Source organism: Ruegeria sp. E8 (assembly GCF_056533985.1).
The window spans coordinates 99,139-124,296 of sequence record NZ_JBQFOY010000008.1; the positions used below are offsets into that span (position 1 = coordinate 99,139).

General features: G+C 57.7%; 29 protein-coding genes. 15 read left to right on the forward strand and 14 right to left on the reverse strand.

Annotated elements, in window-relative coordinates; translation table 11 throughout:
- The first annotated feature begins 13 nt into the window (after positions 1 to 13).
- Genes ACR0LF_RS12590 through ACR0LF_RS12610 form a run of 5 tightly spaced genes read left to right on the forward strand, consistent with a single transcriptional unit; the run spans position 14 to position 4,657 of the window.
- Positions 14 to 1,945 (forward strand): AAA family ATPase, encoded by a 1,932-nt coding sequence (locus ACR0LF_RS12590; RefSeq protein WP_480577792.1) that lies wholly within the window; start codon positions 14 to 16, stop codon positions 1,943 to 1,945.
- The gene (locus ACR0LF_RS12595; RefSeq protein ID WP_480577795.1) at positions 1,942 to 2,400 is read left to right on the forward strand and encodes a hypothetical protein; all 459 of its coding nucleotides are present in this window, start codon (positions 1,942 to 1,944) and stop codon (positions 2,398 to 2,400) included. The genes ACR0LF_RS12590 and ACR0LF_RS12595 overlap by 4 nt, the downstream gene beginning before the upstream one ends.
- Complete coding sequence (locus ACR0LF_RS12600; protein ID WP_480577798.1) at positions 2,397 to 3,734, forward strand: DUF6638 family protein; 1,338 nt, start codon at positions 2,397 to 2,399, stop codon at positions 3,732 to 3,734. Before ACR0LF_RS12595 ends, ACR0LF_RS12600 begins: the two co-directional genes overlap by 4 nt.
- A 1-nt stretch (position 3,735) precedes the next feature.
- Entirely contained in the window at positions 3,736 to 4,002 is a 267-nt protein-coding gene (locus ACR0LF_RS12605) for a hypothetical protein (protein WP_480577801.1), read from the forward strand.
- A gap of 10 nt (positions 4,003 to 4,012) precedes the next feature.
- Positions 4,013 to 4,657, forward strand: a complete 645-nt coding sequence (locus ACR0LF_RS12610; RefSeq protein ID WP_480577804.1) for a DUF1523 family protein — start codon at positions 4,013 to 4,015, stop codon at positions 4,655 to 4,657.
- A gap of 53 nt (positions 4,658 to 4,710) precedes the next feature.
- On the opposite strand, the gene ACR0LF_RS12615 is transcribed toward ACR0LF_RS12610, so the two are convergent.
- The 6 genes from ACR0LF_RS12615 to ACR0LF_RS12640 form a co-directional block, all read right to left on the reverse strand.
- Entirely contained in the window at positions 4,711 to 5,805 is a 1,095-nt protein-coding gene (locus ACR0LF_RS12615; protein ID WP_480577807.1) for a flagellar basal body P-ring protein FlgI, read from the reverse strand.
- A complete protein-coding gene (locus ACR0LF_RS12620; protein WP_480577810.1) occupies positions 5,802 to 6,809 on the reverse strand; it encodes a flagellin in 1,008 nt (335 codons plus the stop codon). Before ACR0LF_RS12620 ends, ACR0LF_RS12615 begins: the two co-directional genes overlap by 4 nt.
- Before the next feature lie 2 nt (positions 6,810 to 6,811).
- Positions 6,812 to 8,263: a flagellar hook-associated protein FlgK gene (gene flgK, locus ACR0LF_RS12625; RefSeq protein WP_480577813.1), complete on the reverse strand. Its 1,452-nt coding sequence runs from the start codon at positions 8,261 to 8,263 to the stop codon at positions 6,812 to 6,814.
- Between the two features lie 33 nt (positions 8,264 to 8,296).
- Entirely contained in the window at positions 8,297 to 9,592 is a 1,296-nt protein-coding gene (locus ACR0LF_RS12630) for a flagellar hook protein FlgE (RefSeq protein ID WP_480577816.1), read from the reverse strand.
- Positions 9,593 to 9,683: 91 nt separating this feature from the next.
- Positions 9,684 to 10,523 (reverse strand): flagellar motor protein MotB, encoded by an 840-nt coding sequence (locus tag ACR0LF_RS12635; RefSeq protein ID WP_480577819.1) that lies wholly within the window; start codon positions 10,521 to 10,523, stop codon positions 9,684 to 9,686.
- Between the two features lie 87 nt (positions 10,524 to 10,610).
- Positions 10,611 to 11,948 (reverse strand): FliI/YscN family ATPase, encoded by a 1,338-nt coding sequence (locus tag ACR0LF_RS12640; protein ID WP_480577822.1) that lies wholly within the window; start codon positions 11,946 to 11,948, stop codon positions 10,611 to 10,613.
- Between the two features lie 86 nt (positions 11,949 to 12,034).
- Here ACR0LF_RS12640 and ACR0LF_RS12645 point away from each other — a divergent pair, with 86 nt between their 5' ends.
- Genes ACR0LF_RS12645 through ACR0LF_RS12685 form a run of 9 tightly spaced genes read left to right on the forward strand, consistent with a single transcriptional unit; the run spans position 12,035 to position 16,580 of the window.
- A complete protein-coding gene (locus ACR0LF_RS12645; RefSeq protein ID WP_480577825.1) occupies positions 12,035 to 12,421 on the forward strand; it encodes a FlgB family protein in 387 nt (128 codons plus the stop codon).
- A gap of 12 nt (positions 12,422 to 12,433) precedes the next feature.
- Entirely contained in the window at positions 12,434 to 12,820 is a 387-nt protein-coding gene (flgC, locus tag ACR0LF_RS12650) for a flagellar basal body rod protein FlgC (RefSeq protein WP_480577828.1), read from the forward strand.
- Between the two features lie 12 nt (positions 12,821 to 12,832).
- Positions 12,833 to 13,123 carry a flagellar hook-basal body complex protein FliE gene (gene fliE, locus ACR0LF_RS12655; RefSeq protein WP_480577830.1) on the forward strand — a complete coding sequence of 97 codons (291 nt, stop codon included), beginning with the start codon at positions 12,833 to 12,835 and terminating at the stop codon, positions 13,121 to 13,123.
- 4 nt (positions 13,124 to 13,127) lie between these two features.
- A complete protein-coding gene (locus ACR0LF_RS12660) occupies positions 13,128 to 13,400 on the forward strand; it encodes a flagellar biosynthetic protein FliQ (RefSeq protein ID WP_171621143.1) in 273 nt (90 codons plus the stop codon).
- Positions 13,400 to 14,110, forward strand: a complete 711-nt coding sequence (locus tag ACR0LF_RS12665; protein ID WP_480577833.1) for a flagellar hook-basal body complex protein — start codon at positions 13,400 to 13,402, stop codon at positions 14,108 to 14,110. Before ACR0LF_RS12660 ends, ACR0LF_RS12665 begins: the two co-directional genes overlap by 1 nt.
- A 21-nt stretch (positions 14,111 to 14,131) precedes the next feature.
- Positions 14,132 to 14,917, forward strand: a complete 786-nt coding sequence (gene flgG / locus ACR0LF_RS12670) for a flagellar basal-body rod protein FlgG (protein WP_480577835.1) — start codon at positions 14,132 to 14,134, stop codon at positions 14,915 to 14,917.
- Positions 14,917 to 15,333, forward strand: coding sequence for a flagellar basal body P-ring formation chaperone FlgA (gene flgA, locus ACR0LF_RS12675; RefSeq protein ID WP_480577837.1), 417 nt, complete (start codon positions 14,917 to 14,919; stop codon positions 15,331 to 15,333). The genes flgG and flgA overlap by 1 nt, the downstream gene beginning before the upstream one ends.
- The gene (flgH, locus tag ACR0LF_RS12680) at positions 15,333 to 16,064 is read left to right on the forward strand and encodes a flagellar basal body L-ring protein FlgH (RefSeq protein WP_480577840.1); all 732 of its coding nucleotides are present in this window, start codon (positions 15,333 to 15,335) and stop codon (positions 16,062 to 16,064) included. The genes flgA and flgH overlap by 1 nt, the downstream gene beginning before the upstream one ends.
- A gap of 9 nt (positions 16,065 to 16,073) precedes the next feature.
- Entirely contained in the window at positions 16,074 to 16,580 is a 507-nt protein-coding gene (locus ACR0LF_RS12685; RefSeq protein ID WP_480856370.1) for a flagellar basal body-associated protein FliL, read from the forward strand.
- 29 nt (positions 16,581 to 16,609) lie between these two features.
- Here the strand turns inward: ACR0LF_RS12685 and ACR0LF_RS12690 are convergent, their stop codons facing one another.
- The 8 genes from ACR0LF_RS12690 to ACR0LF_RS12725 all read right to left on the reverse strand — a co-directional run bounded on the left by ACR0LF_RS12690 (position 16,610) and on the right by ACR0LF_RS12725 (position 23,782).
- The gene (locus ACR0LF_RS12690) at positions 16,610 to 16,999 is read right to left on the reverse strand and encodes a hypothetical protein (protein WP_480577846.1); all 390 of its coding nucleotides are present in this window, start codon (positions 16,997 to 16,999) and stop codon (positions 16,610 to 16,612) included.
- Positions 16,996 to 18,084, reverse strand: coding sequence for an EscU/YscU/HrcU family type III secretion system export apparatus switch protein (locus tag ACR0LF_RS12695; protein WP_480577849.1), 1,089 nt, complete (start codon positions 18,082 to 18,084; stop codon positions 16,996 to 16,998). Before ACR0LF_RS12695 ends, ACR0LF_RS12690 begins: the two co-directional genes overlap by 4 nt.
- The gene (locus tag ACR0LF_RS12700; RefSeq protein WP_480577852.1) at positions 18,081 to 18,854 is read right to left on the reverse strand and encodes a flagellar biosynthetic protein FliR; all 774 of its coding nucleotides are present in this window, start codon (positions 18,852 to 18,854) and stop codon (positions 18,081 to 18,083) included. Before ACR0LF_RS12700 ends, ACR0LF_RS12695 begins: the two co-directional genes overlap by 4 nt.
- The gene (gene flhA, locus ACR0LF_RS12705) at positions 18,851 to 20,938 is read right to left on the reverse strand and encodes a flagellar biosynthesis protein FlhA (RefSeq protein WP_480577854.1); all 2,088 of its coding nucleotides are present in this window, start codon (positions 20,936 to 20,938) and stop codon (positions 18,851 to 18,853) included. Before flhA ends, ACR0LF_RS12700 begins: the two co-directional genes overlap by 4 nt.
- A gap of 9 nt (positions 20,939 to 20,947) precedes the next feature.
- Complete coding sequence (locus ACR0LF_RS12710; protein WP_480577857.1) at positions 20,948 to 21,646, reverse strand: transglycosylase SLT domain-containing protein; 699 nt, start codon at positions 21,644 to 21,646, stop codon at positions 20,948 to 20,950.
- A 73-nt stretch (positions 21,647 to 21,719) separates the two neighbouring features.
- Positions 21,720 to 22,148: an Lrp/AsnC family transcriptional regulator gene (locus ACR0LF_RS12715; protein WP_480577860.1), complete on the reverse strand. Its 429-nt coding sequence runs from the start codon at positions 22,146 to 22,148 to the stop codon at positions 21,720 to 21,722.
- Positions 22,149 to 22,201: 53 nt separating this feature from the next.
- The gene (locus ACR0LF_RS12720) at positions 22,202 to 23,521 is read right to left on the reverse strand and encodes an MFS transporter (RefSeq protein WP_480577863.1); all 1,320 of its coding nucleotides are present in this window, start codon (positions 23,519 to 23,521) and stop codon (positions 22,202 to 22,204) included.
- A gap of 3 nt (positions 23,522 to 23,524) precedes the next feature.
- Complete coding sequence (locus ACR0LF_RS12725) at positions 23,525 to 23,782, reverse strand: metal-sensing transcriptional repressor (RefSeq protein ID WP_480577866.1); 258 nt, start codon at positions 23,780 to 23,782, stop codon at positions 23,525 to 23,527.
- A 397-nt stretch (positions 23,783 to 24,179) separates the two neighbouring features.
- Between ACR0LF_RS12725 and ACR0LF_RS12730 the strand changes: the two genes are divergently transcribed.
- Complete coding sequence (locus ACR0LF_RS12730) at positions 24,180 to 25,157, forward strand: FecR family protein (RefSeq protein ID WP_480577869.1); 978 nt, start codon at positions 24,180 to 24,182, stop codon at positions 25,155 to 25,157.
- Position 25,158: the final 1 nt, after the last annotated feature.

Consider the following 25,158-nt stretch of genomic DNA (forward strand, 5'->3'; position numbering starts at 1 on the left):
GGCGGTTTTTGAGATGAGTTTGACGTCTGATCAGATGGAATTGCGGGAAGACGATATTCGCAAGCATTATTCGGCGGCGACCGCCTTGCTAAACGGATTCGAACACGCGCCGCGGATTGCGAAACCGGTTGATGTGGCGGTGGAGCGGTCTTCGGGTGTGTCGACCGGGCGGCGGTTCCGGTCGACGACTCCGGGTCTGGTGACTCGGCGTACGGTGCGGGCCGATGGGGTGCACCTAGTGGAACGGATCGAGGCCTCGGATGATGGTGATGCGCTTGTCTCGCCGCCGCAGGCCACCACGCAGCAGGCAATCCGTCGCGCTATTGCCATCGCCCTGGCAGTCGCCGAGGCCTATGCGGACCAGACCCCGCTGGCCGATCTGAAACGCGCCAATCTGGCCAGGGATCTGCCAGCCGCGCGCAAAACCGAATTCTCGGAGTTGCTGACAGCAGAGGCTCTGATTACGTCGCATACTTTTGGCAATGCGCTGGCCTATCTGATGTCCTCGCATCTGGGCGAAACCACCGTTGATATCGGCGAGGTCGAAGAGGTTCTGACCGACAACGGCCAACTCGCCCTGCATGGTGCGTTGTGGGAGTTGGATCAAACGCTCGCCAAACACGCCCCTGACGACGCACATCTGATCGCGGCCACCAGCGCTTATGCTGAGCAACTGATGGAAAAATCCGCCCTGCGCGCCCAATCCGCAGGCTATCTGGCCCCATTCCAGAACGCCGCGTGGCATATCGAGGCGGATGACCTGACGATTAGGGGCTTCGAACCGGCCTCCAAGGCCAAATCCACCACCTTGACCATGACGTTCAAGAAACCGAACGAGGTGGTCGGCAACCATATTGCCAAGTATCAGGCGATGAAGCTGGCCAAGATGGTGATGGCCTATGATTTCGACCGCCGCTTGAATCTGTTTGCCGAGCTTGGAGGGTTTATTTTCACCTTCATGGGAGACGGCAAACCGGGCACCGGCAAGACCACCTTGATCCAGATGATGGCCGGGTTGATCAACGACTATTGCCAGAACGCGGGCTATCCGTTCCGCTATCAGAACCTGAGCACCGACAATATCGACAGCTATCAGGGCAAGTCCGGTCAGAACGCCAAGGCCTTTATCAACACGATCATCGACCCCTCGGTCATCGGGTTTGGCACCATCGACGATATCGACCAGCTTGCGGGTAAACGCGGCGACCGGCAATCGTCGGCCGGGCAACTGGAGATCACTGCCGTTCTGATGGAGAGCTTTGCGGGCGCCAACACCGTCGTGCGCGGCAACTGCACCTTTGGCATGTTCTCCAACTACCCCGAAAATGTGGACGATGCCCTGCGCCAGCGGGCGGGCGCGCGGTTTCTGGTGGACGGGCCGCAAACGCGCGAGGATTACATCGACATCCTGCACCTGCTGATGGGCCGCAACCACGACATCCCGCTGGGCGAGCACGACGCCTATGCCGCGCAGGAGATCAAAAAGGCCGTCGCCGCCAGTTTCGAAAGCCACGCCCGCCCGCATGAGGATGCCTTGCTGCAGGTCTATGACCGGGTTTCCGGCGAGATCGGCCAGATGGACACGATTGCCAAGTTGGGCACCTACCTCAAGGCGATCCAGCAGGCGGATGAGCGCTTTACCGGCCGCGCCATCAAGAACATCACCGACGCGGTCAAGGTCCGTGCGATGGATTTCGAACTGCCCGACGAATGGATGGAAAACCCCGACCTGTTTCTGTTCCGCGACTACGACACCAAGAAGGCCATGATCGAGGACCTGCGCCAGCCGATCACGGTTGAGATGGTGATCCAGGAAATCAACCGCTACGCCGACAGCGAATTCCGCTATGCCGACAAGAGCGACGAGGTTGCCATCGAAAACGCGGTGCGTGAGATGGGCCGGATGGAAGAGGCCAAGCGGCGGTATTTGGAGGGGAAGGGGTGAGCGGCGGTCTGGAAGTTCTTATCTTCGTCGTATCCAGCATGGCGGTGTCCTGCCTTGTTGGTTGGCGTATAGGAAAAACAGGTTCAAGAAAACTGAACCGACTTAGACTTCGCGCAGTATTGATTTCCGTGGCTTTGTTTTTCACTATCGTTCCCCTCGCTCTAGTATCGGTATCACTCGTTTTGGCGCGAGGTGTAGATAGCTTAGACTATTTTCTAAGCATGTGGGCAGTTTCCATATTCATTGTTCTTGTTTCTATAACGTCCGGAAGTGTTGGAGTTTGGGTAATATTGGGCTTGAGTCTCTTGTTTTGTCTGGCAACGCTTTCGATCAGCCGCCGACGATCCGGCAATAGTGACATGTTTTTGGAACATAATTTGGTCCGAATGGCTCAACAGGAAGAATTTCTCTGGAATGTCGAGGAAACGATTGCCCGACAGAAAGAGCGCCAATGATCCGCCTCATCAAAAAAGGCCTGATGTTCGGCAATCTCGTTCACATCTCCAGCCCGGCTCTGGTCGAGCGGTATAACCGCGCGCTGCAGCATCTGGCGGGCAAGACCACGGCGCTGACGGATTTCCATGTGGATATCTCGGGCTATTCGCCGGAGGTGGGGATTGAGCTGGAGGATGAGCTCTACCTCAACCCCAACGGGGTCAACCGGCAGTTCATTCTGCTGACGACCGAGCAGAAACGCGCGCCTTTGCTGAACGTCAAATTCTCGACCTCTCGCGATATCCTGCGCGAGTTCATCGAGATGAACGAGGCGCAGTTGTTTGCCCTGACTGCTACCGATGCGGTGGCCGGAGAGCTGGTGAACTCGGTCATCAAACTTACTACGCCCCGCGATCTGTTCAACTTGCGGAAGATCGAGATTGAAGCTGACACTGCAGGCGGCACCCTACGCAAGGCGCAGCAACTGGCGGGAATGGTTGAACGCTTCAAGACCGAAGAGGACGCCTGGTTCGACGACGTGCTGATCGCGAAGATGATCGAGACCGCCAAGGAAACCGGCGATGTCACTCGCAATCCCGTCCGCCTGCGACATACCGCGTTTGAGCAGCGCAATTTCTGGACGGCGCATTTCGGCGGGCTGTATCTGTTCCCGGACATGGATCACCCGGCGGCGATCTGCATGGGCGAAAAACCCGACGACCTGCCGATCAAGTACATCTTTGACCCGACGCAGCGGAACCAGATTGCCAAGTTTCTGGACTACAATGATTTGGTCGAACCCATTGTCAAAGCACGCGGAGTGGATGCCGCCGCGATCCTGCAGCAGAAGATGGATTTCCTGACCGTGGCCGCCGCCGCAGATGCCGATGTCGATCTGACCGGGTTGGATCGCAGCGACATGCGCCGTTTGGCCCGCAATCACGCGGATCGTCTGCCCGAGGCGTATCACGGCCTCGCGCAACTGCTGCGTTGGGCAACCGACGGAGGGCCGTGGCCGCGCATCACCTCGGACCATCCGGCCTATTTCTACACGCTTCGCGCGGCCAACACGCCGAACCGCGATCTGGTTAACATGTTGCTGTCCGAAATGGCCCCTCTGGACCCGCGCCAGATGTTCATCTGCCATAAAGAGCTGTTCTACAGCACCTATTCGGGTTGGCCCGAGAGCAAGAAGGCCTATGTTGCCGACTTCCTCGAGCGCGAGTATCAGGTGGACAAGCAAGGTGCCCGCGCTGCGCTGTTCGGGCACGAGCCGGATATGAGCGGTGATGACCGGGTCAGCGATGACGTAATCGCTCGGGTCGGTCCGTGGGGTTCAGTGAGGAAAGGGTGATATGTTCGGATTATTGCGCCTGTTGCTGATCTTGCTGGTGATCCAGACGATTGCCTATGTCGGGTTGTCTTTCTACTCGCGTGGCGTGCGGCGGCGCAAACTGGAGGATTGGTGGGACGAAAAGGGCAAGACGGGCAACAAAGAAGCCTTTGTCGAACGCGGATTGCATGTGTATGACAATTCGTTCCGGCGTAAACTGATCCTGGGTGTCTATATTGTGCCGTGGGTGGCGATTGGCGCGCTGATCTACATTGTGAATTACATGTGAGGGTTTAGGCATGGCCTATGTGAAATGGGCGTTCATTATCATTTTCTGGGGCACGATTGCCGTGATCCTGCAGTATTCCCTGCCGCAGCATGACATTGTGCGCATCGTCAACACTTATGAAGAACGGCAGGATCTGAACGACTGGACCCGGATTTTCTGGTCCGAGCCCGAAGATCAATCCACCAGCCTGTCCAATCGGGATGTGCAATTCATTCAGGCGGTGCGGGCCAACGGCAAACCCATCGTGTACCGAAACGAAGATACCGGCTGGGGCTGGCCGCCCTATTTCAAGTTCGATACGGCGAACCTGTATACCGAGGCCAATGATGCGAAATCGACCAAGGAAAACCCGGATTGGGTGGTGGTCACGCATTATGGCTGGCGCAACGAATTCATGTCGATCTTTCCGAACGCAATCTTCATAAAACATGTGGAAGGGCCGGATGTTCGGATCATTCCCTGGTTCAATATCATCTTCCTGACGCTGTTTGCGGCTATTGTTTGGGCGCTCTGGGTCCGTTGGCGCAGGTTCCGGCAAGCCCGGATCGACCCGATGCTCGAAAACGTGGAAGACGGGCTTTACGCGGCTGGTGATGCCATTGAAGAACGTCACAACAGGTTTCGGCGCTGGTTGGACAGTTGGAAGTCGAAATAGGCTGTTGCGACAAGGGTGCGCATTCGGCGCGCCCTTTTGAATGGTGATGCCCTTCACCTGACGATGAATTCCGCATGCAGGGCTCCGGCCGCTTTGATGGTTTTCAGAATGTCGATCATGTCCTGAGGTGAGACGCCCAATGCATTCAGTCCTGCGACAACCTCGGACAGAGTCGTGGCCTCGGGGATTTCCGCGAGGCCGGTTCCTTCTTCCTCTTCGATCCCGGCAATGGTGCGTGGCACGACCACGGTTTCACCTCTGGCAAACGGATTGGGCTGTACCGCAATCGGAGCCTCCTGAACCGTCAACGTCAGATTGCCCTGAGAGACTGCCACGCGTGAAATGCGGACTTCCTGCCCCATGACAATGGTGCCAGACCGCTGATCGACAACCACCCGCGCCTTGGCTTCGGGCTCGACCAGAATGTTTTCGATACGCCCTATGGCGTGGGCCGTTGATACCGCCTGGGTCGCCGCGACGTTGAGTTCAACCGTGCCTGAATCCCGCATGATCGCCACCGCTCTGTTGAACTCGGTGTTGATCGCGGATTCGATACGCGCGGCTGTGGTGAAATCGGGCTCTCTCAGAGCTAGGCGCATTTGCGTCAGAGTTGACAGGTCAAAATCTATCTCACGCTCAACTCGCGCGCCCGACGGGATGACGCCCGAGGTCGGCACACCGCGGACAACCGATGCTGCCTCTCCCTCGGCGGAAACACCGCCTGCAAGGATCGTGCCCTGTGCAACCGCATAGATTTGCCCATCGGCGGCGTTGAGCGGGGTCATGATCAGGGTTCCACCCAGCAGGCTGCTTGAATCGCCGATGGCGGAAACCGTGACATCGATCTGCCCACCCACCCTTGCAAACGGTGGCAGGCTTGCGGTCACCAAAACCGCCGCCACGTTTTTGGGTCGGAAATCCTCACCCGTGACGTTGACGCCCAAACGTTCAAGGATGTTTGACATAATCTCTTCGGTGAAAGGCGCATTGCGTAACCCGTCGCCTGTTCCGTTCAAACCGACGACAAGGCCGTAACCGACCAAGTCGTTGCCACGAACACCGTCGAAATCCACGAGGTCCTTGAGACGGATCGCACCGGCCCAGGCCATGCTGGGCAGGAAGACAAGGAGAAGTATCAGCGCCCTCATCTCAGAAAGTTCACCAGTGACAGGTTCGCATTGCGAACGGTTACCGAATAGAGGCTCTCCAGCTGAAACTGCACCGTCTTCAGTTTCGCCGCAGTTTCATAGGGATCAGCTGCGATCAACTTATTCCGGCTGAACTCCAGGCTGGTTTTAGCTGCTGAATTGCGCGTTGCCGCCTCTTCGATGCGGGCCTCGGCAGTGCCAACCTCTGCCCGGAGTTTCACAGTGGCGTTCTGGGCGTTGGCCAGATCGGCACCCAACTGCGTGAATAGGGCAGTGCGTTGATCCGGTGAAAGTGTCAATGTGCTGTCCGTGGCCAGTGCGGCCACGGCAACATCCTTGAGGGCTGCCTTGAATGCCGGGTCCGTTGCCGTGATTGGCAGAGTGACGTTTTCATTTTCAGATATCTGCATCGGAGCGAGCGAGCTGCTTGCTCCTTGATAAAACGTCGCATCGAACCCGGTTGGGCTGTTGAACCAGGTATCTGCCGCCTGACGGATACCAGAGACGGTTACCTGCCCTGTCAGTTGAGATTTCAGCGCGGTTAAAAGATCGTCCGCAGAGGGCAGTGGTGACACGTCGGTGGCTGTACCGGAAAACAGGCTGCGCCCGCCGGCGCGTGTGTTCAGTGCCGAGATCATCGTATCCAGTTCATTCTTCGCCTGACTCGAAGCTTGCTGATGATTTACGGGCTGATTTGCAGTTCCGTAAGCCAGCAGTGACGCGGTCATATCTCCAACCGAATCTCCGAAGGTTTTGAGACTCAACTGCATGGCATCCGTGAACAGGGCCGCCTCAGATGTTGCGACGCGAAAAGCATCGAGTCTGGCGAGGCTACGGTCGAGGTCCAGGATTTGCGAATAGTCTCCGCCAAGTCGGCCCGAAATGTCCTGTACCTGCCCGGTAGACATCTCGTGAGACAGAGTTTCGATCTGGGTTTTGATATCCGTGGCACGGGTGCGCAGTGTCATGCCCCGTGCCAGATCACCGATAGACGTTAAATTCATGGTCACAACCTCAGAAGAGTTTCCATTAGCTCATCAACGACCGAAATAACCCGGGCGTTTGCCGCATATGTCCGTTCGATCTGCATAAGGCGTTGCAGTTCCTGATCCGTATCCACGCCCTGTTCAGCCTCGATCTTTGCCATTTGCTGTTGGGCGCTGTTTGCAAAGGTCTTGCGTTGATCTGCGGCATGCGCGTGCGCGCCTGCTTTCGACAACAAAGCCTCAGTCAACTCGGCCGCGCGCATGTTTCCCGTGCCGAAAAGCCCGCCGGGTACTGGGCGTGCGTTGTTCAGGATACCCCCGAAAGCGCGCAGTTGAGAGGCTTGTCCGGGATCGCCCGCAGTTGCGGCACCCAGGCCTGCGCGCAGTTTCCAGCTGCTTCCGCCGTTGTCCGGATCGACAATCGAATTGATCGATATCCGTGAAGCCAGCCCGACAACGGATGCCGGATCAAACCGATTGCCACCGTCGGTGAACAGGCCGGGATCGGTTGGCTGCGCAGTCGGATCCAGCCCGGGGGTTTCAAACCGCTCAATCAGGTCACCCGCAACGGTGTCGAGCTGGACCTGCGCGTCCACCGCCAATTCGTCGCGAATGTTAAACTGGGCCATCAGCGCCCCGCCGCGGATCTGAGCGTCAACCCCGCTGGTCCGCACCGGGTTGCCGTTCATCTGCAACCCCGACAACAGGCCATTTGCCACAGTCATATGCGGCTTTGTTTCACCCGTCGTGGAAAAAGTAAACTCGGATGCCCTGCCTTCCAGCAGGATCAATCCACCGTCGGAATATAACGAAACCTGATCATTGGCGCGGGGCACGACATTGACCGGGATCAGGTTGTTGACCTGATCGATCAGGACATTTCGCTGATCGAGTAAAGCGCCGATGTCGCCGCCAGAATTCTGTATGGCAGGAATTTTCGCGTTCAGGTCTTCAATATCTTTCAAAGTCTGATTCAGGCTTTCGATCTGTGTGCCGATCTTTCGATCTGCGTCTGATCGAGCCTGCCGCACACCTTCTGATGCTGTGTTCAGCTCATTGACCAGATCGCGGGCCGATCGCGAAATCTGATCCAGCCTTTCCCTTGAATCTGGCAGGCTGGCCGCCTTAATGAAGCTGTTTTCCAACGACGACAGGCGGGTAGACAGCGAAGGGCCGTCGGCCGGGGACCCCACCAGCTGTTTGAAGCGCGAATGAAAGTCCGACACGGCCGATCGAAAGGCGAGATCAGCGTCAGACGAGCGTCTGTTGGCCGTCAAAACCGGATCCTGATGCCGGACCACACCGACTGTGCGCACACCATTGCCGGATATCGTACTCGTGGTCAGTTCAAGGCTCCGGCGCGCGTAGCCGGGAGTCAGGGCATTCGCGATATTACCGGACACCACGGCGGCCCCGCGACTGGCCGCAGTCAGCCCGCCCAATGCGTTATTGAGTGCCGTCGACATGTTCATGAGGCCGCTCCTTTCCTTTGGTCAGAGCCTGAATCAGCGTTTCAGATTCGTCGTTTCCTGCAGCATCTCGTCTACCGTCTGGATCACGGTGGCGCTGGAGGAATAGGCGCGCTGTGTCTGAATCAGCGACGTCAGCTCGGTCGCCACATCCGTGGTGGATTCTTCGCGCGCGAACGAGACGAGATCGCCGGTTGGGCCTTCGCCTGCGTTCCAGAGAAAGAAAGTACCGCTATCACGCGATGGCGCGTAGGTCTGGCTGTCCAGTGCTGTCAGACCGTTGGGGTTGGGAACATCCGCCAGCGGGATCTGGTACATCTTGCGACTGACGCCCGTGTCGTAGAAGGCGTACACATACCCTTTCTCGTCCACCTGAACGCTGGTCATGGTGCCGACGGCAGAACCGTCGCGCGTAATCGACACGGGCGCAAATGTGTCGGACAATTGAGTTATGCCATCGGCGTTCCCGATCTGTCCGATATTGACCTCCATCGGGCCGCCCGCAACGTTAACCATGACGCTGCCGGTTGCCGGGTCGTAGGCACCACCGGAAACTGGTGTGACGCTGGCCAGAGTGCCGCCCGCAGTTCGATTGTCGGTGAAGGTTAGTGTGTATTGTCCAATCACCGCGCCGCCCGAAGCCGAGTCGCGCAGAGTCATTGTCCACTCATTGCTGCTGCCGGTTGCAGGAACTGTCGGGACCATTTGGATATCGACGCTTTCGGATTTGCCTAGGTTGTTAAAATACTCGACCGACAAAGGTTGCGTGGTGCCCGGTGCCCCGGCATCAGTTGCTGTGGCGGGAAGGTTCATACGCAGTTTCATTTCCGTGGTCGGGGAACCCGACAGCTGGTTCACGCTCAGCTGAATGGGTTCAAGCGCGGCGGGTGTGTCGCGGGGGACGGATGGAATGGACCCATCGGCTGCGGCGCGCCACCCCAGAAGAACCAGACCGGATTCAGTGACAAGATACCCTTGGTCGTTGGTCCGGAAGGATCCCGTTGTGGTCAGCAGCATCTCGTTCGAGTTGGTGCCAATCTGCGAACTGGGGCGCACAGGCAACATGCCACGCCCGCGCACGGCCAGATCGGTTGAGTTGCTGGTTGTCACCAGCGACCCGCGCTGATCGATCATGCGCTGGCTTGTCGTACGCACACCGCCGGCTGAATAGCTGCCGCCCTGTCCGGATGTGACCATCGAATGAAAATCCGTCTCGACCCGTTTGTAGCCATAGGTCGAGGAGTTCGCGATGTTGTCGGAAATCGTGGCCAGCCTGTTGGCGTTGGACTTCAACGCCGCCACACCGGCATTCAGCGAAGAGGAAATGGTCATCGGTGCGCCTTTCTGTTGCGTCAATCCTTGATGCAACAGGTAGCGCGCAGGCCCTTAACAGCGCGCTAACAGATAAAATGCGTCCTATCCTTTAAGGCTGGCGCAAAAAAATCACCTCGATTCTGTTGTTTCGTGCGGCCATCGGATTGTCGGTGAACAGTTTCCGATCAGCATGGCCCGTGACGCGATCCATACGTTTGGCCACGACGCCTTTGTCTTGCAGCAACTGACGCAGCGTTTGTGCCCGTGCCGTGGACAGGTTCCAGGCCGTATTGCGAACCTGCACGACCGGAGACGCGCTGACATGGCCTTCAACGGCAATCGAATTCGTAACCAGATCCGAAGAGCGGGCAATGATCAGGGCAAGCGCCCGCATGATTCGGGTAGGCGTCTCGGACCCGGATTCAAACAAGGGCTGGTCGTCGGTGTCGAACAGTTCCACGACAAGCCCTTCATCGGTAACCCGCGTGACAATGTGCTTGAGCAGCTTATCCGACACCGCGCTTTCGCCGGTTCGGCCCAAAAATTGCGCTTCGAGCGTGGTGAAATCTTCCTTTTCACCTTTGCCGCCGCCATCGGCATCCATGCCGGTGATGCCCCGCGCCTGATTTGCTTCGGTGGCGTGCGTATTGGTGGCGCCGACGCCATCGCGCAACAATGTCTTTTCAGACAACATGCTGTCGCCGCCAAAGGCCCCGTCACCGCCCCCGGATTCCGGGCTTAGCGGGATTGTCGGCGCGAAGTAATCCGCCAGCCCCTTTCGTTGCTGTTCAGTTGTTGCGTTCAGCAGCCACATCAACATGAAGAAGGCCATCATGGCCGTAACAAAGTCAGCATACGCAACTTTCCACGCGCCACCGTGATGGCCATCGCCACCTGATACACGCTTCTTCTTGATGATGATTGGCGCCGCATTGGATTGCGCACCCATCTCCACCACCTTTTCTATCACCCGACTACAGGCGTAGACGGGCAGGTCTTAAGGTGGCCTTAACACTTAAAACTGTTCGGAATTCCCCTAACGAGGCAACCCGGCCGAGGCGCGGCGCAGGATCAGGGACAGGCGGTTAAAGCTGTTTTCGATCCCCTCAGAATCAGGTTTGCCGAAAAACGCGTCCAATTCATCATGAATGCGCACGGCCTGATCCAGCAGCGGGTCTGACCCTTCCGCGTAAAGCCCGGCCTTGATCATCACTTCGGACTGCTCGTAGCTGCCGACAAGCTTGCGGGTTTCCTTGATCATCAGGTTCTCAGCCTCGGACGCGGCCTCTGGCAGGCTGCGGGTTACGGATTTGCTGAGGTCGATGGCCGGGAAACGCCCGCGTTCGGCGATGTCGCGGCTAAGGACGATATGCCCGTCCAAAACACCGCGCAGGATGTCGGCAATGGGTTCGTCCATATCCGAACCCGCAACCAGAACGCTGAACACGGCGGTGATATCCCCTTGATCGTGTGTGCCCGGGCCTGCGCGTTCACACAGATTGGCAATCAGGGGTGTGACAGATGGAGGATACCCTCGCAAAGACGGAGATTCCCCCATGGCAACGGCAATCTCACGATGGGCTTCGGCAAAGCGGGTGACCGAATCAGCCAGAAACAAAACATTCAGCCCCTGATCGCGCAGGAATTCTGCTGCTGACATAGCCGACCACGCGCAGCGCCTGCGCGCCAAGGCCGATTGATCCGATGTAGCGGCCACAACCAATGTGCGTTTCATCGCTTCCGGACCAATGGCGTGGGCGACGAACTCGTTGACCTCGCGCCCGCGCTCGCCGACCAAGGCCACAACAACCACATCGGCCTGCATCGCGCGCGCCAGCGTCGAAAGCAGCGTTGATTTCCCAACACCTGACCCTGCAAAAAGCCCGACGCGCTGACCCTGCACAATCGGCAGCATCGTGTTGAGGACGGATAAACCTGTCGCCATCCGTTCCCCTAACGGTTTGCGCTCTACAGCTGGCGGAGGGGCCTGCATGATATCGCGATCCTGCGACCCGTTCAGCAAGGGTTTCCCGTCAAGCGGTTTGCCAAACGGATCGATGACCCGCCCCAGCCAGTGCATTCCCGGCGCGAAAACAGGTGAGGGGTCAAGATACACCCTGTCCCCCAGGCTGACCCCATCGGGGGCTGCGCCCGGTATCATGTGAATATGGTCGGCACCGACATGCAGCACTTCACCTGCAAGATCGGACCCTGCGCGCCGCTTTAACGTCAGCAGATCTCCGATTCGAGCGTGCGCGTTCAAGCCGCTGATTTCGACCAGGCCCTGCGCGACACCACTGACCAGGCCCACATGGCGGACCGCGGTCATCCTGTCGAATTCATGTTTCAGAAGCATCGGGTCGAGATCGGACATCGTGGGTTCTCCAACTGAGTTCTGAAACGGTTTCTAAAGGAATCGGGGTTAAGCCTTGATTGAAATTGATCGAGGGAGAAGCCCCGATGTTCTATGACCTGAACGTCTTTAAGACAGCGTACGCAATGGCAACCCATGCCGGGCAACGGCAGGCAGTTATTGCGCGCAACATGGCCAATGCGGATTCGCCCGGCTACCAGCCCCGCGATATTGAGGCCTTCCAAAAAGCTTTCGAAACCTCCGGCCGTGACGTGTCCATGGCGGCAACGCGGCAGGGTCATCTGCACGGCGGTGCCGGTGCGCAGCTCTGGGCTGAGCATGAGGTGGTTCCGTCGGGTGATCCCAACGGTAACGGCGTGTCGCTTGAACAAGAGATGTTGAGATCGGTCGAGGTCAAACGACAGCATGACCGCGCGCTGGCGATCTACAAATCTTCAATGAACGTTCTGCGCACCAGCCTGGGTCGTGGGTAAGGGGGCGCGAAGATGAGCGATTTTTCCCATTCTCTGACCGCATCCGCCAGTGCCTTGCGTGCACAGGCGGCTCGCTTGCGTCACGTGTCCGAGAATATTTCGAACGCGGACACACCTGGTTACCGGCGCAAGACGGTGCCGTTTGAGACCGTTGAGAAAGATGGTCAGAACATGGTGCAGGCCGGTCGCGTAAAGCTGGATCGGCGTGACCTGAGCCGGATTTACGATCCTGGACACCCGATGGCCGATGAAAGCGGTCACTACCAAGGTTCGAATGTCGATCTGATGATCGAAATCGCTGACGCGCGCGAGGCGCAGCGGAGTTACGAAGCCAATCTCAAGATGTTCGATCAGACGCGGCAGATGTCGTCGTCGCTGATGGAATTGCTCAGAAAATAAAGGACAACCAGAATGGATATCCGATCCCTGACCGCCGCACAGAGTTATGCCGGCGCACGCCCCGCGACACAGGCCGATCCCGATCACAGCGGGATGGCGCAGGGGCTGAAAGCGAGTTTTCAGGACTTTGCCGCCACGCTGAAACACAGCGAGCAGATGTCACAGACCGCAATGGTCGGGCAAGCCGATCCTCATGCGCTGGTGCAGGCGCTGGCGCAGACCGAGCTGGCCGTCGAGACGGCTGTGATTGTCCGCAACAAAGTGGTTGAGGCTTATCAGGAAATCCTGCGGATGCCGGTCTGACGCGATGCTGAGCGAAGGTCTTTTCTATGACATCGTGCGCCAGGCCCTTTGGGTCGCGGTGATCACATCCGTCCCGATCCTGGCCGTCGCCCTGGTTTCGGGTCTGATTGTCGGCCTGTTTCAGGCGTTGACGTCGATTCAGGAAATGACGCTGACCTTCGTTCCCAAACTGATCGCCATCGTTGTCGTGTTCTGGATTTCGATGGGGTTCATGACCCAAACCCTTGTCACGTTTTTCACCGGAACGCTGGTTCCATTGATTGCAGGAGGTCGCTGATGGATACCGCCTATGTCACCCTGTCCCGCCAGTCCGGGCTGATGAACGAAATGCGTCTGGTGGCGAACAATATCGCCAATGCCAACACGACCGGCTATCGCCAGCAGGGACTGGTGTTCTCGGAGTTCGTTCAGGACCTGCCGAATAACCCTTCGCTGTCGATGAGCAGGGCCGAGGCACGCAATACCTCATTGCAACAAGGCGTGTTGACGGAGACCGGTGGGCAGTTTGATTTCGCCATCGAAGGCGACGGGTTCTTCATGGTTGAAACCCCAGATGGCAACCGTCTGACGCGGGCGGGCAGCTTTTCTCCGAATGCCGAAGGCGATCTGGTCACGATGGATGGCGCGCGGGTTCTGGATGCCAATGGTGCCCCGGTCTTTATCCCGCCCGACGCTGCATCGATTGATGTCGGCAGTGATGGAACGCTGAGTGTCGATGGCCAGTTGCTGGGCCAACTGGGTGTTTTCAATGTCGCTGACACGCAGGCGCTTGTACGCGAAGGAAACACGCGTTTCCGAACCGATGGCGCGATAGACCCGGTCGATGAACCTGTTGTTTTGCATCGCTTTCTCGAGGGTTCGAACGTCAACGCCATTCAGCAGGTAACCCGCTTGGTGGAAATCCAGCGCGCCTATGAGCTGGGGCAAAGTTTTCTTGAGAGCGAAGATGAACGTGTACGCGGAGCGCTCAAGGCGCTGATGCGCTGATTTGGATGAGGAGAGTTAGACATGCGAGCCCTTAAGATTGCCGCCACCGGAATGACTGCGCAACAGATGCGGGTCGAAACGATCTCGAACAACCTGGCGAATATGAACACCACCGGATACAACGCCCGGCGAGCCGAATTCGCCGACCTGCATTATCAGCAGATGGCGCGGGCCGGGGCCGTGAACGCATCGGACGGAACGGTTCTGCCGACAGGTGTTCAACTGGGCTTGGGCGTGCGACCTGCCGCGGTGACAGTGCAGTTGGAACAAGGTGCGCTGTCGGCAACCGGAAGCGATTTGGACGTGGCCATCGAAGGTCGCGGGTATCTCGAGGTGACGCTTCCCAGCGGTCAGTCTGCTTACACGCGTGACGGCAGTCTGAAGCGATCCGCAGAAGGGTTGATTGTCACCTCTGACGGGTTTGCAGTGTCGCCCGAAATCACCGTTCCCGACGACGCGCGGTCGATCTCAATCAATGCGTCAGGTGAGGTCTATGCGTATTTTGACGATACTCCCGAAGGTCAGCTGCTTGGGGAATTTTCCCTTGCCAGTTTTTCGAACGCCAAAGGGCTCGAAGCCATCGGGGGCAATCTGTTCAAGGAAACCGAAGCCTCTGGTGCTCCGGTTCTGGGCACGCCGGGTGAGGACGGTCTGGGAACTTTGCGGCAGGGATATCTGGAAGACAGCTCGGTCGACGCCGTGCGCGAGGTCACCGAACTGATCGAAGCGCAACGCGGGTATGAGATGAATGCCAAAGTCATCTCGGCCGTGGACCAGATGATGAGCGCGACAACGCAGGTGCGGTGATGCGAAGTCTTGTTCTCTCTCTGGCGGTGCTGGCTCCGGTTGCCACGCAGGCTGACATTGTTGTCTCGACACGCACGATCCGGGCCAAGGAAATCATTGCCGTGACCGATCTTGAGTTGAAACCAACGGAAATTGCCGGTGCGGTTACCGACCCGGATCTTCTGATCGGTCAGGAGGCTCGGGTGGCGCTTTATCCCGGTCGCCCAATTCGCAGTTCTGACTTTGGGCCACCTGCCATCGTGGATCGTAACGATCTGGTTGTGCTGGTGTTCAGCAGCCAACCTTTGTCGATCACGACAGAGGGCCGAGCTTTGGGGCGCGGCGCCGCCGGTGATCGCATTCGGGTCATGAATCTTTCGTCCCGAACAACGGTAACGGGACGCATTCGCCCAGACGGTCAAATCGAGGTAAAGTGATGTACAGACTTCCAAAAACCCTTCTCCTCACGGCATTTGCCCTGTCCGCATGTGGCAAATTGGATCACCTTGGCAAACCGCCAAGCTTCACATCAAATGAGGATTCTCCGGAACAGGTCGCGATGCTTTGGCCGGGCCTGCCATTGCACACACAACCCCAACGAAACGTTGACCGATCCTCTTTGTGGAGCGGTGGGCAGCATTCATTGCTGGGGGATCAGCGCGCGATCAAGAAAGGTGATATCCTGACCGTCGTCATCGAACTGGATGAAAAAGCCGAGATTTCAAACAATACAAGGCGATCCAGATCCGGGTCGGAGAAGCTTGAGGTTCCTGGCCTCTTCGGCTTGCCTCAGCGCGTGCAAAAGAACTTGCCAGACGGCGCATCGCTGAATGAGGCCGTATCGATCGAAGCGGATTCCTCAAGTTCCGGACGGGGATCGGTCAGGCGAAACGAAAAACTGACGCTGCGCGTTGCCGCAACGGTGCTGGACGTATTGCCGAACGGAGTTCTTTCGATATCGGGGTCACAGGAACTGCGTGTCAATTTCGAGCTGCGAGAGCTTCTGGTGGCGGGGTATGTCCGCCCGCAGGATATCTCGCGTAAAAATGAAATCACCTATGACAAAATCGCGTCGGCGCGCGTGTCTTATGGCGGCAGAGGTCAGATCACTGATGTTCAGCAGCCTCGGTACGGGCAGCAAGTCCTTGATTCCCTTTTACCATTCTGAGGTGAGATCGTGGTTGCGAAATTGATACCGATGATTTTCCTGATCGCGGGGTTGGGTGCGGGCATTGGGGCGGGTCTGGTATTGGCACCTGTAGATAAGCCTGAAGGTGCTTCACCTGAGAAAGAAATGGCAGAAAACGAAAAACCTGCCGACAAAAAGCCTGAAAAATCAAAGAAAAAAGACGCAACGGACGGGTTTGGTTATTTGAAAATGACCAAACAGTTTGTCATTCCTGTTGTCAAAAGCGACCAGATCGAAGCCATGGTAACACTGTCGCTGAGCCTTGAAGCAAACTCGGCGATTACGGAAACATTCTACGCGAACGAACCCAAGCTGAGGGATGGTTTTCTGCAGGTTCTTTTTGACCATGCGAACACCGGTGGTTTTGACGGGACTTTTACGGAGTCCAAGAATCTGGATGTGCTGAGGAAATCCTTGCTGGAAGTGGCGCGCAAAGATTTTGGCGACGACATCTCCAAAGTGTTGATCCTGAGTGTAAACCGTCAGGATACCTGATGCGGATTGGCCCGAGGCGTCGGGTCAATCTAACGTTCGCCCGCTTGTTTTCTGACATTTGCTTGACGATTTGACTGCTGAAGACGCTTCAGCAAGGTTTCGACGGCTTGTTTTCGCCCGAACGCTATGCGAACGGCCTCGAGCCCAGCCAGTTTCTGCGCGCGCGTTTGCGCCAATTGCGTGTTCAGTTGCCGGCGCGTGGCGGATTCCCAGCTGTTCCAGAGAATGTCCGTCCCTGATACCTGGTAGCCTTCCGTCTTGGTACTGTCTTCGCGTGTCTGGGTGAGTTGCCTATCCAATCTGGCCAGTTGGTGTAGGATCCGGGCCTCGGCCTCAAGTAGCGGGCGCAATGTTTGAAACTGTTTTTGAAACGCGGCGTCGGTTACTTTTTCCAAATCGGGTAGCTGAGTGCGTTTCATCGAAATTGCTCCTTTGCACGTTTTCGCATCGCTTCGGCAAAGCGGATCGCGGCTGCAACGGGCCGATAGTGCTCTTCAGCAATCTCCTGACCAATATCCACGGTCGCGTGAAGCGCGCGTGCCGTCGGTGGGTCAGAATGGATCGGGACGCCCGCCTCCCCTGCGGCGGAGCGAATGGAGGCGGCAACTTCGTCCACACCTTTGGCGACGCAAACCGGCGCGCTGCCTGCCGTTCTTGCCCATTTCAGCGCGACGGCAAAATGGGTTGGGTTGACGATCACAACATCCGCTTTAGGCACATCTGCCATCATTTGGTTGGTCGCGATCTCTTGCGCACGTTGGCGGCGGTGTTGTTTCACATGGGGGTCGCCTTCGGCATCCTTGGTTTCATCCTGGATTTCCTTCCGCGACATGCGGTTTTTGCGCATGTGCTCAGCGTGTTGCCAAAGGAAGTCGACAACCCCGATGGCCAGAGCGATTGCGATGACAATGAAAAGAAAGCGAAACAACAGGTTCATCATCAGAAGAATGGACGACTGTGCCGGGGCCGCGCTGGCCGAAAGTATTTCGGTCAGGTTCGCTTTGAGAAAAAGTGTAAGGCAGGTGCCATAGATCACCAGTTTGACTGCGCTCTTGGCAAACTCAAACAACCCACTGCGTCCGAATTTGTTTTTGGCATTCGAGATAAGTGAGATGCGCGAGAGTTTCGGTTTCAGTTTGCTGGGAGCGAAAATCAAGGCGCGCTGGGCGATCAGGTTCAGTAAGACGAACGCCGCTGGCAGGCAGAACAGCAATGCCACCGGCAACAGAGCGCCTTTCAGAATCCCAGCAACCGCCCCGTTGGCTGGCCCGATGGTGAGGAGCCCTGCAAGATCATCGGATTGTTCGATCAGGACCATAAACATGGTTCCCAAATGCTCGGTCGTGTATTGCCCGGCCGTCAGAAAGGCGATCATGAGCCCGGTATACCCAGCCACGACAGACAGGTCGTTGGATTTGGGCACCTCTCCCTTTTCACGTGCTTTCAGCAGTTTTTGGGGCGTCGGCTCGTATGACTTGTCGCTGTCGTCATCACCGGCGCTCATTGTTGCCCTCCGACCGGGTTTGTGAAGAAAGCCATAAGCGCGTCGGACCAGACGGAAAGGATTAGTGGAGTACCGGCAAACAGAAGGAACAATCCGGCAAAGGTGATCGCCGGTGCGCCCACAAAGGCAACCATCAGCTGCGGCATGGCCCGGTTGATGACCCCAAGCGCCAGATTATAGATCAGTGAAGCGATGACAAATGGAGTCGCCAGCGCGAAGGCCAGTCCGAAACTGCGTGAAACCTGTTGCACCCCCCACTGGGACAGATCCGGTGCATTCGGGGCCAACCCCATGGGAAACAAGGCATAACTTTGGATCAGAAACTGCGCGGCGCGTACGTGCAGGCCCATGATCACGGCGAGGGTCAATCCGGCCAGGGTCAGAAGGTATCCCATGGCAGGGACCGGATCGGCCGCTGCATTTCCCAAAAGTTGCGACAACGAAGTGGACTGCGCCGCAATGGAACCGGCGGTTTGCAATGCCAGAACAAACAGGCGCAGCCCTATCCCGAGGGCAAGTCCAATCAGGGCTTCGGTCCCGACCAGGCGGACCATCGGCCATAGCCCCGGGTGAAGGCTCACCAGCGGAACGGCGGGCAGGATGATCAGGGTAAAGGCAACAGAAATGCCAAGCTTTACGCGGGTGGGAATGCTGCGTTCGCCAAAGGCGGGCATCAGAGAGACAAGGGCAGAGACGCGCAGAAATACGACAAATGCCTGCCAGAGGGCGTCGGAGAGCTGCGACAGCAGTTCTGGCGGCAGAGCGATCACGCCGGAACGGTCCCAACCAGCGCCGGTTTGGCTTCCAGCCCGATTTCTTCGAATGACAGCACAGGGTTGGAGACACCGCGCGCATGCATGATCGTGCGCAACAACCGTCGCCGCCGGGTCGAGGTGACAAGAGCCGGGAACAAGCCGTTTTCGGCAGATTTGGAAATGCTGCTGACTACGCCGTCGGCCAGCTTGTTGAACAGGTTCGGCGGCAGCGCGACGTCCAGTCCGGCATTGGGTGCGTCGATCTGGTAAGTGGTGAAGGTGTCCTCCCATTCAGGGGCCAGTTGGATCAGAGGGATCGAGCCATCCTCGCGCTTCATGTCGGCGACCAGCTGGAAGCCAAGCCGTTGGCGCACCAGCTCACAAATGCCCTCGGGCTGGGTCGTGGTCAGTCGCGCCTCGGCCACGCTTTCCAGGATCAAAGCCATGTTGCGGATCGACACGCGCTCGTCCAGCAGCAGGCGTAAGACCGCGTGCAGGGTGTCGATCGGTACCTTGTCTGGGATCAGTTCGTCCAGCAGCTTGCGATTGGCCTCGGCGCGAACCGGGTCACTTAACCGCGTCATCTCGGAAAGAAGACGGCGCAGAGATTTCAGCGTCAGCAGGCGCGAGAAATTCTGTTTGATGATCTCAAGCAGGTGGGTTGCCAAAATCTCGGGCGGTGAGACGATGGTCGCGCCGTTCAATGCTGCATCCTCCTGATCTTTGGGCAGGATCCAGCGCGCCGGTGCGCCGTAAACGGGCTCGGTTACGTCATTGCCGTCGGGCAGAAGATCAAACCCGTCCTGGACAAGGGCCAGAACCAGATCGGGGTTGAGGACGCCGCGCGCCTGCTCGACCCCCTGTACCTTGATCACATAAGTCCCGGTGGGCAGGTCGGCACGGTCGGTCAGGCGGATTTCGGGCAGGATCAGGCCGAAAGTTGACGCCACATAAGTGCGCATATTGGCGATGCGGGCATCCAGACCGGTGCCGGGATTCAACACCATGCTGACCAGATCGGGGGCGAATTCCAGATGGACATCATCCAAGTCCAGAATATCTCCGATCGCCTGGGAAATTGGTGTTTCGGTATCGGTCGAAGGCAGTTGTGTTGAAGTCTCAGCGTCTCGCTGCTTACGGTGCACAGTGTATGCCGCATATCCCAGGACAGCCGCGCCCAGAATGAACGGCAGAAACGGCAGGCCGGGCACCAGCGCGAACAGAACCATAAGCACGGCCACAGTAGACAGCGCCGCCGGATGGCGGCCCAACTGCGAGAAAATGGCGTTGTCTGTCGCGCCCTGCGTCCCTCCGCGCGCTAGCAACAAAGCAGAGGCGATCGAGATGATCACGGCAGGAATCTGCGACACCAGACCGTCGCCGACGGTCAGGATTGCATAGGTCTCAAACGCCGAAGCCACGGGCATTCCGTGTACGATCACGCCCATGATCAGACCCATCACAAGGTTCAGCAGCGTAATCAGCAGACCGGCGATGGCGTCGCCCTTCACGAATTTCGACGCCCCGTCGAGCGAGCCGAAAAATGTCGTCTCCTGCTGTTCGCGTTCGCGCCGTTCCTTGGCCTGTTGGTGGTCGATGGCACCGGCGGACATGTCGCTGTCGATGGCGAGCTGTTTGCCGGGCATCCCGTCCAGCGCAAAGCGTGCACCAACTTCGGCCATGCGGGCGGCGCCTTTGGTGATGACCATGAAGTTCACGATCAACAGTACGCCAAATACCACCAGCCCCAGAAAGATGCTGCCGCCCATGATGAAATTGGCAAAGCCTTCGATGACGTCCCCGGCAGCATTGGGGCCGGTATGCCCCTGACCGATGATCAGTTTGGTCGAGGACACGTTCAGCGACAGCCGCAACATCAGAGAGGCCAGAAGGATCGTCGGGAAGGACGAGAAATCGAGCGGACGTTCAATAAACAACGTCAGCGTAAAGATCAGGATGGCCAGCGCAAAAGAGGCGGCGAGGCCAACATCCAGCACCCAGGCGGGCATGGGCAGGATCATCATGACGATGATCGTCATCAGAGCCAGTGCCAGCAGCACGGTTGGTGAAAACAGGGACCGGATGTCGATCTTGGGCACGCGGATCTCCTAGTTGAAAGCGATAAAGGCGGTAGCGGTGCCTGAGGTGGGCACCAAAGAGCCCAATGCACCGGTTCGGGGCGAAGCCGTTTGCTTGGGGATCAAAGGAGTTCCTGCCCCTGTGAAAGGATCGCGGGACTTCGATGTGACCCGGGGCAGAGGAGAGCTGTCGAGCTGTGCCAGAACGGTCTGAAACCGTCCTTTGTAATCTTCGGCCAAGGAATCTGTGCGGGAATGGTACGCCCCGGCGGCGGCAGGCCAGGAACCAAGCTCGGCATACAGGTCTTTCAGGAATCGGGCGGCATAGGTTGCGTTCTCATCCGGATCGAACATGGCGTCGATCGAACGAAAGGCTTTGCCATGCCAGCGATAGTTGATCTGAAAGCAGCCCACATCAAAACTGCGGGTGCCCGCTTTGAAGATTTTGAACACATAGGCCTTGGCCTCAAACTCGGACTTGAACCAATAGCCTTGACCTTCGACGTTTATTGTCCACGGCCACGGCAATAACCGCCCGTCCATTGTGCGTCCGGTTTCAACGCGGGCTATGGCGCGCAGCACGTCCAACGGCACATCCTCTGACAGGGCCGCACGTCGGGCAGCTTGGTCGCAGATGTCACCCGTCCGGTGGTCGGGCATGGCAAACGCTGTCTGCGCCAACAGCACAAGTAAGAACACAACAACAAGCGGGATCGTTCGATTTGGCATTCTGCCGGTCCGGGATTCTGATCTGTCCCGGCCAAGCTAGCCAATGATCGGTTTACAGAGGGTTATCGCCGTTTCAGTTTCGGTCGATCCTGCGCCCGAAGACAACGCTGGTATTGGTGCGCAGGACGCCGGGTATTTTCGCCAGATCGTCGACCAGAATGTCCAGATCTTCCAGCCTGGGCGCCTCGGCCGATAGCATCAGGTCGAATTCGCCGTTGATCGACAAGCACAGTTTGACCTCGGGGTAGGCTTCGAGCCGCTTGATGATGCGAGTTGTTTCCTTCTGCTGCACTTCGAGCATGACGATGACCTGCACTTTCGGCGTGTCTTCCGTGGACCCGAGACGAACCGAATAGCCTGTGATGACGCCGCGCTGCTCCATCCGGTTGATCCGCTCATGCACCGTCGTGCGGGCAACGCCCAGCGTGGCCGCGATCTGCGTGGTCGAGGCGCGTGCATTGGCTTGCAGGGCGGCGATGATGCGACGGTCAAGCGGGTCCATTGAACCTCCGGTTTAGCAGTACGTCCGGGTTTAGATCAGATTGAATCCAATCCTCAAGGCTCTCGCGGGATGCGCGGGTGCAGGTCGTCTATGATGATCGGATGCGTGTGTGGGCCTGACCCGGCCAAATGCGGGTGATCGGGCGGCAGGTCGGGATGATCGTGGACGATAGGTTCCTGATCAAGGCGAGGCCAAAGGCTGATCGCGCCCACTACACCGGCCACGGACAATGTCGCCATGCTGCTGAGCGTGACGGTCGGCCCAAACACGGTCATCAGCCACCCGGCCAAGGGGTAAAGCACCAGCCAGCAGCCATGCGACAGGGTAAACTGTGCGGCAAAGACGGCGGGGCGATCCTCGGGGTGGGCCGAACGGGTCAAAAGGCGACCCGAAGGCGTGAGCGTGGTGGAGTAGCCGAAACCCGTAACCGCCCATAGCAGGGTCAGAAGACCGAGCGACAATGGGACTGTTGCGGCCAGAATTGCGGCGATAGCCATGGAGCCTGTGGCGAAAACAGCCCCTGCGACCATAACTCGTCGGTCCTCGATCCAGTCCAGAAGACGGGGCAGCGTAAAGGCGGCCAACATCGAGCCTCCGCCGAACCCGGCCAGAGCTATGGCCACGGCGCTTTCCGACAGGCCCAGGGTAGAGCGTACGATGACCACGGTGTTGACGATGACCATTGAGCTCAGCGCAGCAGCGCTCCAGCTAAGGGCAAGCAGCCCGCGCAGCCGCGGTGTTTTCAGATAGATGCGGATGCCGCGCGTGGTGCGGTCATATATACCTCGGGGCTTGCTTGGCTTGGGCGAAGGAAGGACGACCGAGACGACCAAAATCGCTGATGCAACAAAACCCAGCGCCGTGCCCCAGAACAGGCTGTTGAAGCTGACCAGTAGCAGCAATGCGGCGGCAAACATCGGACTCAGCAGGCTTTCCATATCATATGCCAGACGCGACAGAGACAAAGCGCGTGTGTATTCGCCTTCATCCGGCAAGACGTCGGGGATCGTTGCCTGAAAAGCGGGTGTGAACCCGGCCGAGGCCGATTGCAGCACGAAAATCAGCACATAGATTTGCCAGACTTCGGTCACGAACGGCAGGCAGAGGGCCACCGCAGCGCGGATCAGATCCAGCACGACCAGCATCCTTCGGCGGTCCAGACGCTCGGCAAAAGCGGCAGCCAGCGGTGCAACCGTGACATAAGCCATCATCTTGATGGTTAGCGCTGTACCCAGAACAAGGCCCGCGGCATCACCTGCCAGATCAAAGGCCAGCAGCCCCAACGCAACCGTGGCCAGCCCGGTGCCGGTCAAAGCGACGAGCTGGGCGGCGAACAGGTGGCGGTAGGTGCGGTTTCTCAGAATGTTCAGCATGGTTCAGAGGTACTTTGTTATCGCTTTGAAATCTTCAATCCCTTCGCCTTCGTCCTCTGCAGATAGGCAATGGTCGATATGATCATGGATCAAAGCGCGTTTGGCATTGGTGACGGCTTTTTCAACGGCAAACAGCTGTTGGGCGACGTCCGAACAGGGGGTCTGCGCCTCTAGCATGGCAATGACCTTGGCCAGATGCCCGTGGGCTCGTTTCAACCGGGCTGTGATCTGTGGGTGCGACGCGTGGGAATGATTTGACATCTTTTATCCTTATCCTCCCCATGGGGATATTGTCAAACGCCCAATCGGGAATGGTCATTGCGGTCGAGACTTGTTTGACGAGTGAAAAGTGAGCCGCGATCAGAACTGAGTTAGGTTCGCTATACTGTTCGAAGTTTTCGCACGATGCGGGGCAGATGACCGTTCCTCGGGCATAGGCCGAAGCGTTCACGACTTAAATTCTGAGGCAAACCCGGCGACCATGAATTCGCTAATTCACCAATGTCAAAAAAGAACTTGCTTAAAATATAAGCAATAATGCATATTTAACGTCATTATTGTTCAGGTTTATTAACGAAAACAACGATAGTTAAGAGGCAAAGATCGGGCTCAGCGCGCTTCATGCGCAAGGTTTCCCATGTGGGGAGGGGTCTTGGGTTTGGCTTGGTTAAAGATTGTGTTGTTTCTTTGTGTTGTCGTGCTCTTGCCGATGCAAGCCACCGCCAACATTGGAACGGTTATCAGCGTCAAACAAGGTGCTCAGATCGTTCGCGAGGGTAAGGCTCAGCCTGTGTCTTCCGGAATGGAGGTCGCGTCGGGCGATACGATTGCCACTGATCGCAGCGGCTTGGTTCAAATTGTCTTTGTCGATGAGACCAAGATTGCCGTTGGTCCAAATGCGCGCATGGTGCTGGATGTGAAAATGCTGCGCAGCAATCGCAAAGCCAAAAGCTTTGCGGTTCAGGCATTGGGTGGCAGCTTTCGGTTCATATCGGGGAAAAGCCGAAAAAGAGCATACTCGATCAAGACACCCTCTGCGACAATGGCGGTTCGTGGTACAACCTTTGACATGTGGGTGGTGTCGAACAGCCAGAGCGCCATGCTCGTGCTGCAAGGAACCGTTCGAATGTGCGGCCTGAGCGGCACTTGCAGGTCCAGCGGACGTCAATGCAGCATGTTCGCGACAAGTGGGGGTGGGTCTGTGGGCCGACCCGCAGATCAGGCACAGTACGACAAAGCGCTGGAAAGCGGCTTTCCATTCATCAAGTCACAACAAGGATTGCTGCCGCCACTGCAAGTAGATGTCGAAGGATGTACGGGGGAACGGGCCCCTGTGCGGCGGGTCAAAGCCGACAGAGCGGAGATTGACAGAGAGCAACCTCAGCAAAATGTAGCGGCAGACACGGTGCAATCGACCCCCGCTTCGAGCCCATCTCCTACCGCAGAGAGCGAACCGGAACAGCAAGAGCCTGAACAGGAACAGCCCGAGCCTGAGCCCGAACCGGAACCGGAGCATGAGGAGCCGGAACAGGAAGAACCAGAGCCGGAGGAGCCTGAGGCCGAAGAGCCTGAGCAGGAGGAACCGGCACAAGAAGAGCCAGAGCGGGAAGAGACAGAACAGTCCGAATACCGCTAGT

What these genes read in the sequence shown, in the direction of transcription:
- ACR0LF_RS12590 (WP_480577792.1), top strand. Translation starts at nt 14, where the DNA reads ATGAGTTTGACGTCTGATCAGATGGAATTGCGGGAAGACGATATTCGC.
- ACR0LF_RS12600 (WP_480577798.1), top strand. Translation starts at nt 2,397, where the DNA reads ATGATCCGCCTCATCAAAAAAGGCCTGATGTTCGGCAATCTCGTTCAC.
- ACR0LF_RS12605 (WP_480577801.1), top strand. Translation starts at nt 3,736, where the DNA reads ATGTTCGGATTATTGCGCCTGTTGCTGATCTTGCTGGTGATCCAGACG.
- ACR0LF_RS12610 (WP_480577804.1), top strand. Translation starts at nt 4,013, where the DNA reads ATGGCCTATGTGAAATGGGCGTTCATTATCATTTTCTGGGGCACGATT.
- ACR0LF_RS12615 (WP_480577807.1), bottom strand. Translation starts at nt 5,805, where the DNA reads ATGAGGGCGCTGATACTTCTCCTTGTCTTCCTGCCCAGCATGGCCTGG.
- ACR0LF_RS12620 (WP_480577810.1), bottom strand. Translation starts at nt 6,809, where the DNA reads ATGAATTTAACGTCTATCGGTGATCTGGCACGGGGCATGACACTGCGC.
- flgK (WP_480577813.1), bottom strand. Translation starts at nt 8,263, where the DNA reads ATGAACATGTCGACGGCACTCAATAACGCATTGGGCGGGCTGACTGCG.
- ACR0LF_RS12630 (WP_480577816.1), bottom strand. Translation starts at nt 9,592, where the DNA reads ATGACCATTTCCTCTTCGCTGAATGCCGGTGTGGCGGCGTTGAAGTCC.
- ACR0LF_RS12635 (WP_480577819.1), bottom strand. Translation starts at nt 10,523, where the DNA reads ATGGGTGCGCAATCCAATGCGGCGCCAATCATCATCAAGAAGAAGCGT.
- ACR0LF_RS12640 (WP_480577822.1), bottom strand. Translation starts at nt 11,948, where the DNA reads ATGTCCGATCTCGACCCGATGCTTCTGAAACATGAATTCGACAGGATG.
- ACR0LF_RS12645 (WP_480577825.1), top strand. Translation starts at nt 12,035, where the DNA reads ATGTTCTATGACCTGAACGTCTTTAAGACAGCGTACGCAATGGCAACC.
- flgC (WP_480577828.1), top strand. Translation starts at nt 12,434, where the DNA reads ATGAGCGATTTTTCCCATTCTCTGACCGCATCCGCCAGTGCCTTGCGT.
- fliE (WP_480577830.1), top strand. Translation starts at nt 12,833, where the DNA reads ATGGATATCCGATCCCTGACCGCCGCACAGAGTTATGCCGGCGCACGC.
- ACR0LF_RS12660 (WP_171621143.1), top strand. Translation starts at nt 13,128, where the DNA reads ATGCTGAGCGAAGGTCTTTTCTATGACATCGTGCGCCAGGCCCTTTGG.
- ACR0LF_RS12665 (WP_480577833.1), top strand. Translation starts at nt 13,400, where the DNA reads ATGGATACCGCCTATGTCACCCTGTCCCGCCAGTCCGGGCTGATGAAC.
- flgG (WP_480577835.1), top strand. Translation starts at nt 14,132, where the DNA reads ATGCGAGCCCTTAAGATTGCCGCCACCGGAATGACTGCGCAACAGATG.
- flgA (WP_480577837.1), top strand. Translation starts at nt 14,917, where the DNA reads ATGCGAAGTCTTGTTCTCTCTCTGGCGGTGCTGGCTCCGGTTGCCACG.
- flgH (WP_480577840.1), top strand. Translation starts at nt 15,333, where the DNA reads ATGTACAGACTTCCAAAAACCCTTCTCCTCACGGCATTTGCCCTGTCC.
- ACR0LF_RS12690 (WP_480577846.1), bottom strand. Translation starts at nt 16,999, where the DNA reads ATGAAACGCACTCAGCTACCCGATTTGGAAAAAGTAACCGACGCCGCG.
- ACR0LF_RS12695 (WP_480577849.1), bottom strand. Translation starts at nt 18,084, where the DNA reads ATGAGCGCCGGTGATGACGACAGCGACAAGTCATACGAGCCGACGCCC.
- ACR0LF_RS12710 (WP_480577857.1), bottom strand. Translation starts at nt 21,646, where the DNA reads ATGCCAAATCGAACGATCCCGCTTGTTGTTGTGTTCTTACTTGTGCTG.
- ACR0LF_RS12715 (WP_480577860.1), bottom strand. Translation starts at nt 22,148, where the DNA reads ATGGACCCGCTTGACCGTCGCATCATCGCCGCCCTGCAAGCCAATGCA.
- ACR0LF_RS12720 (WP_480577863.1), bottom strand. Translation starts at nt 23,521, where the DNA reads ATGCTGAACATTCTGAGAAACCGCACCTACCGCCACCTGTTCGCCGCC.
- ACR0LF_RS12725 (WP_480577866.1), bottom strand. Translation starts at nt 23,782, where the DNA reads ATGTCAAATCATTCCCACGCGTCGCACCCACAGATCACAGCCCGGTTG.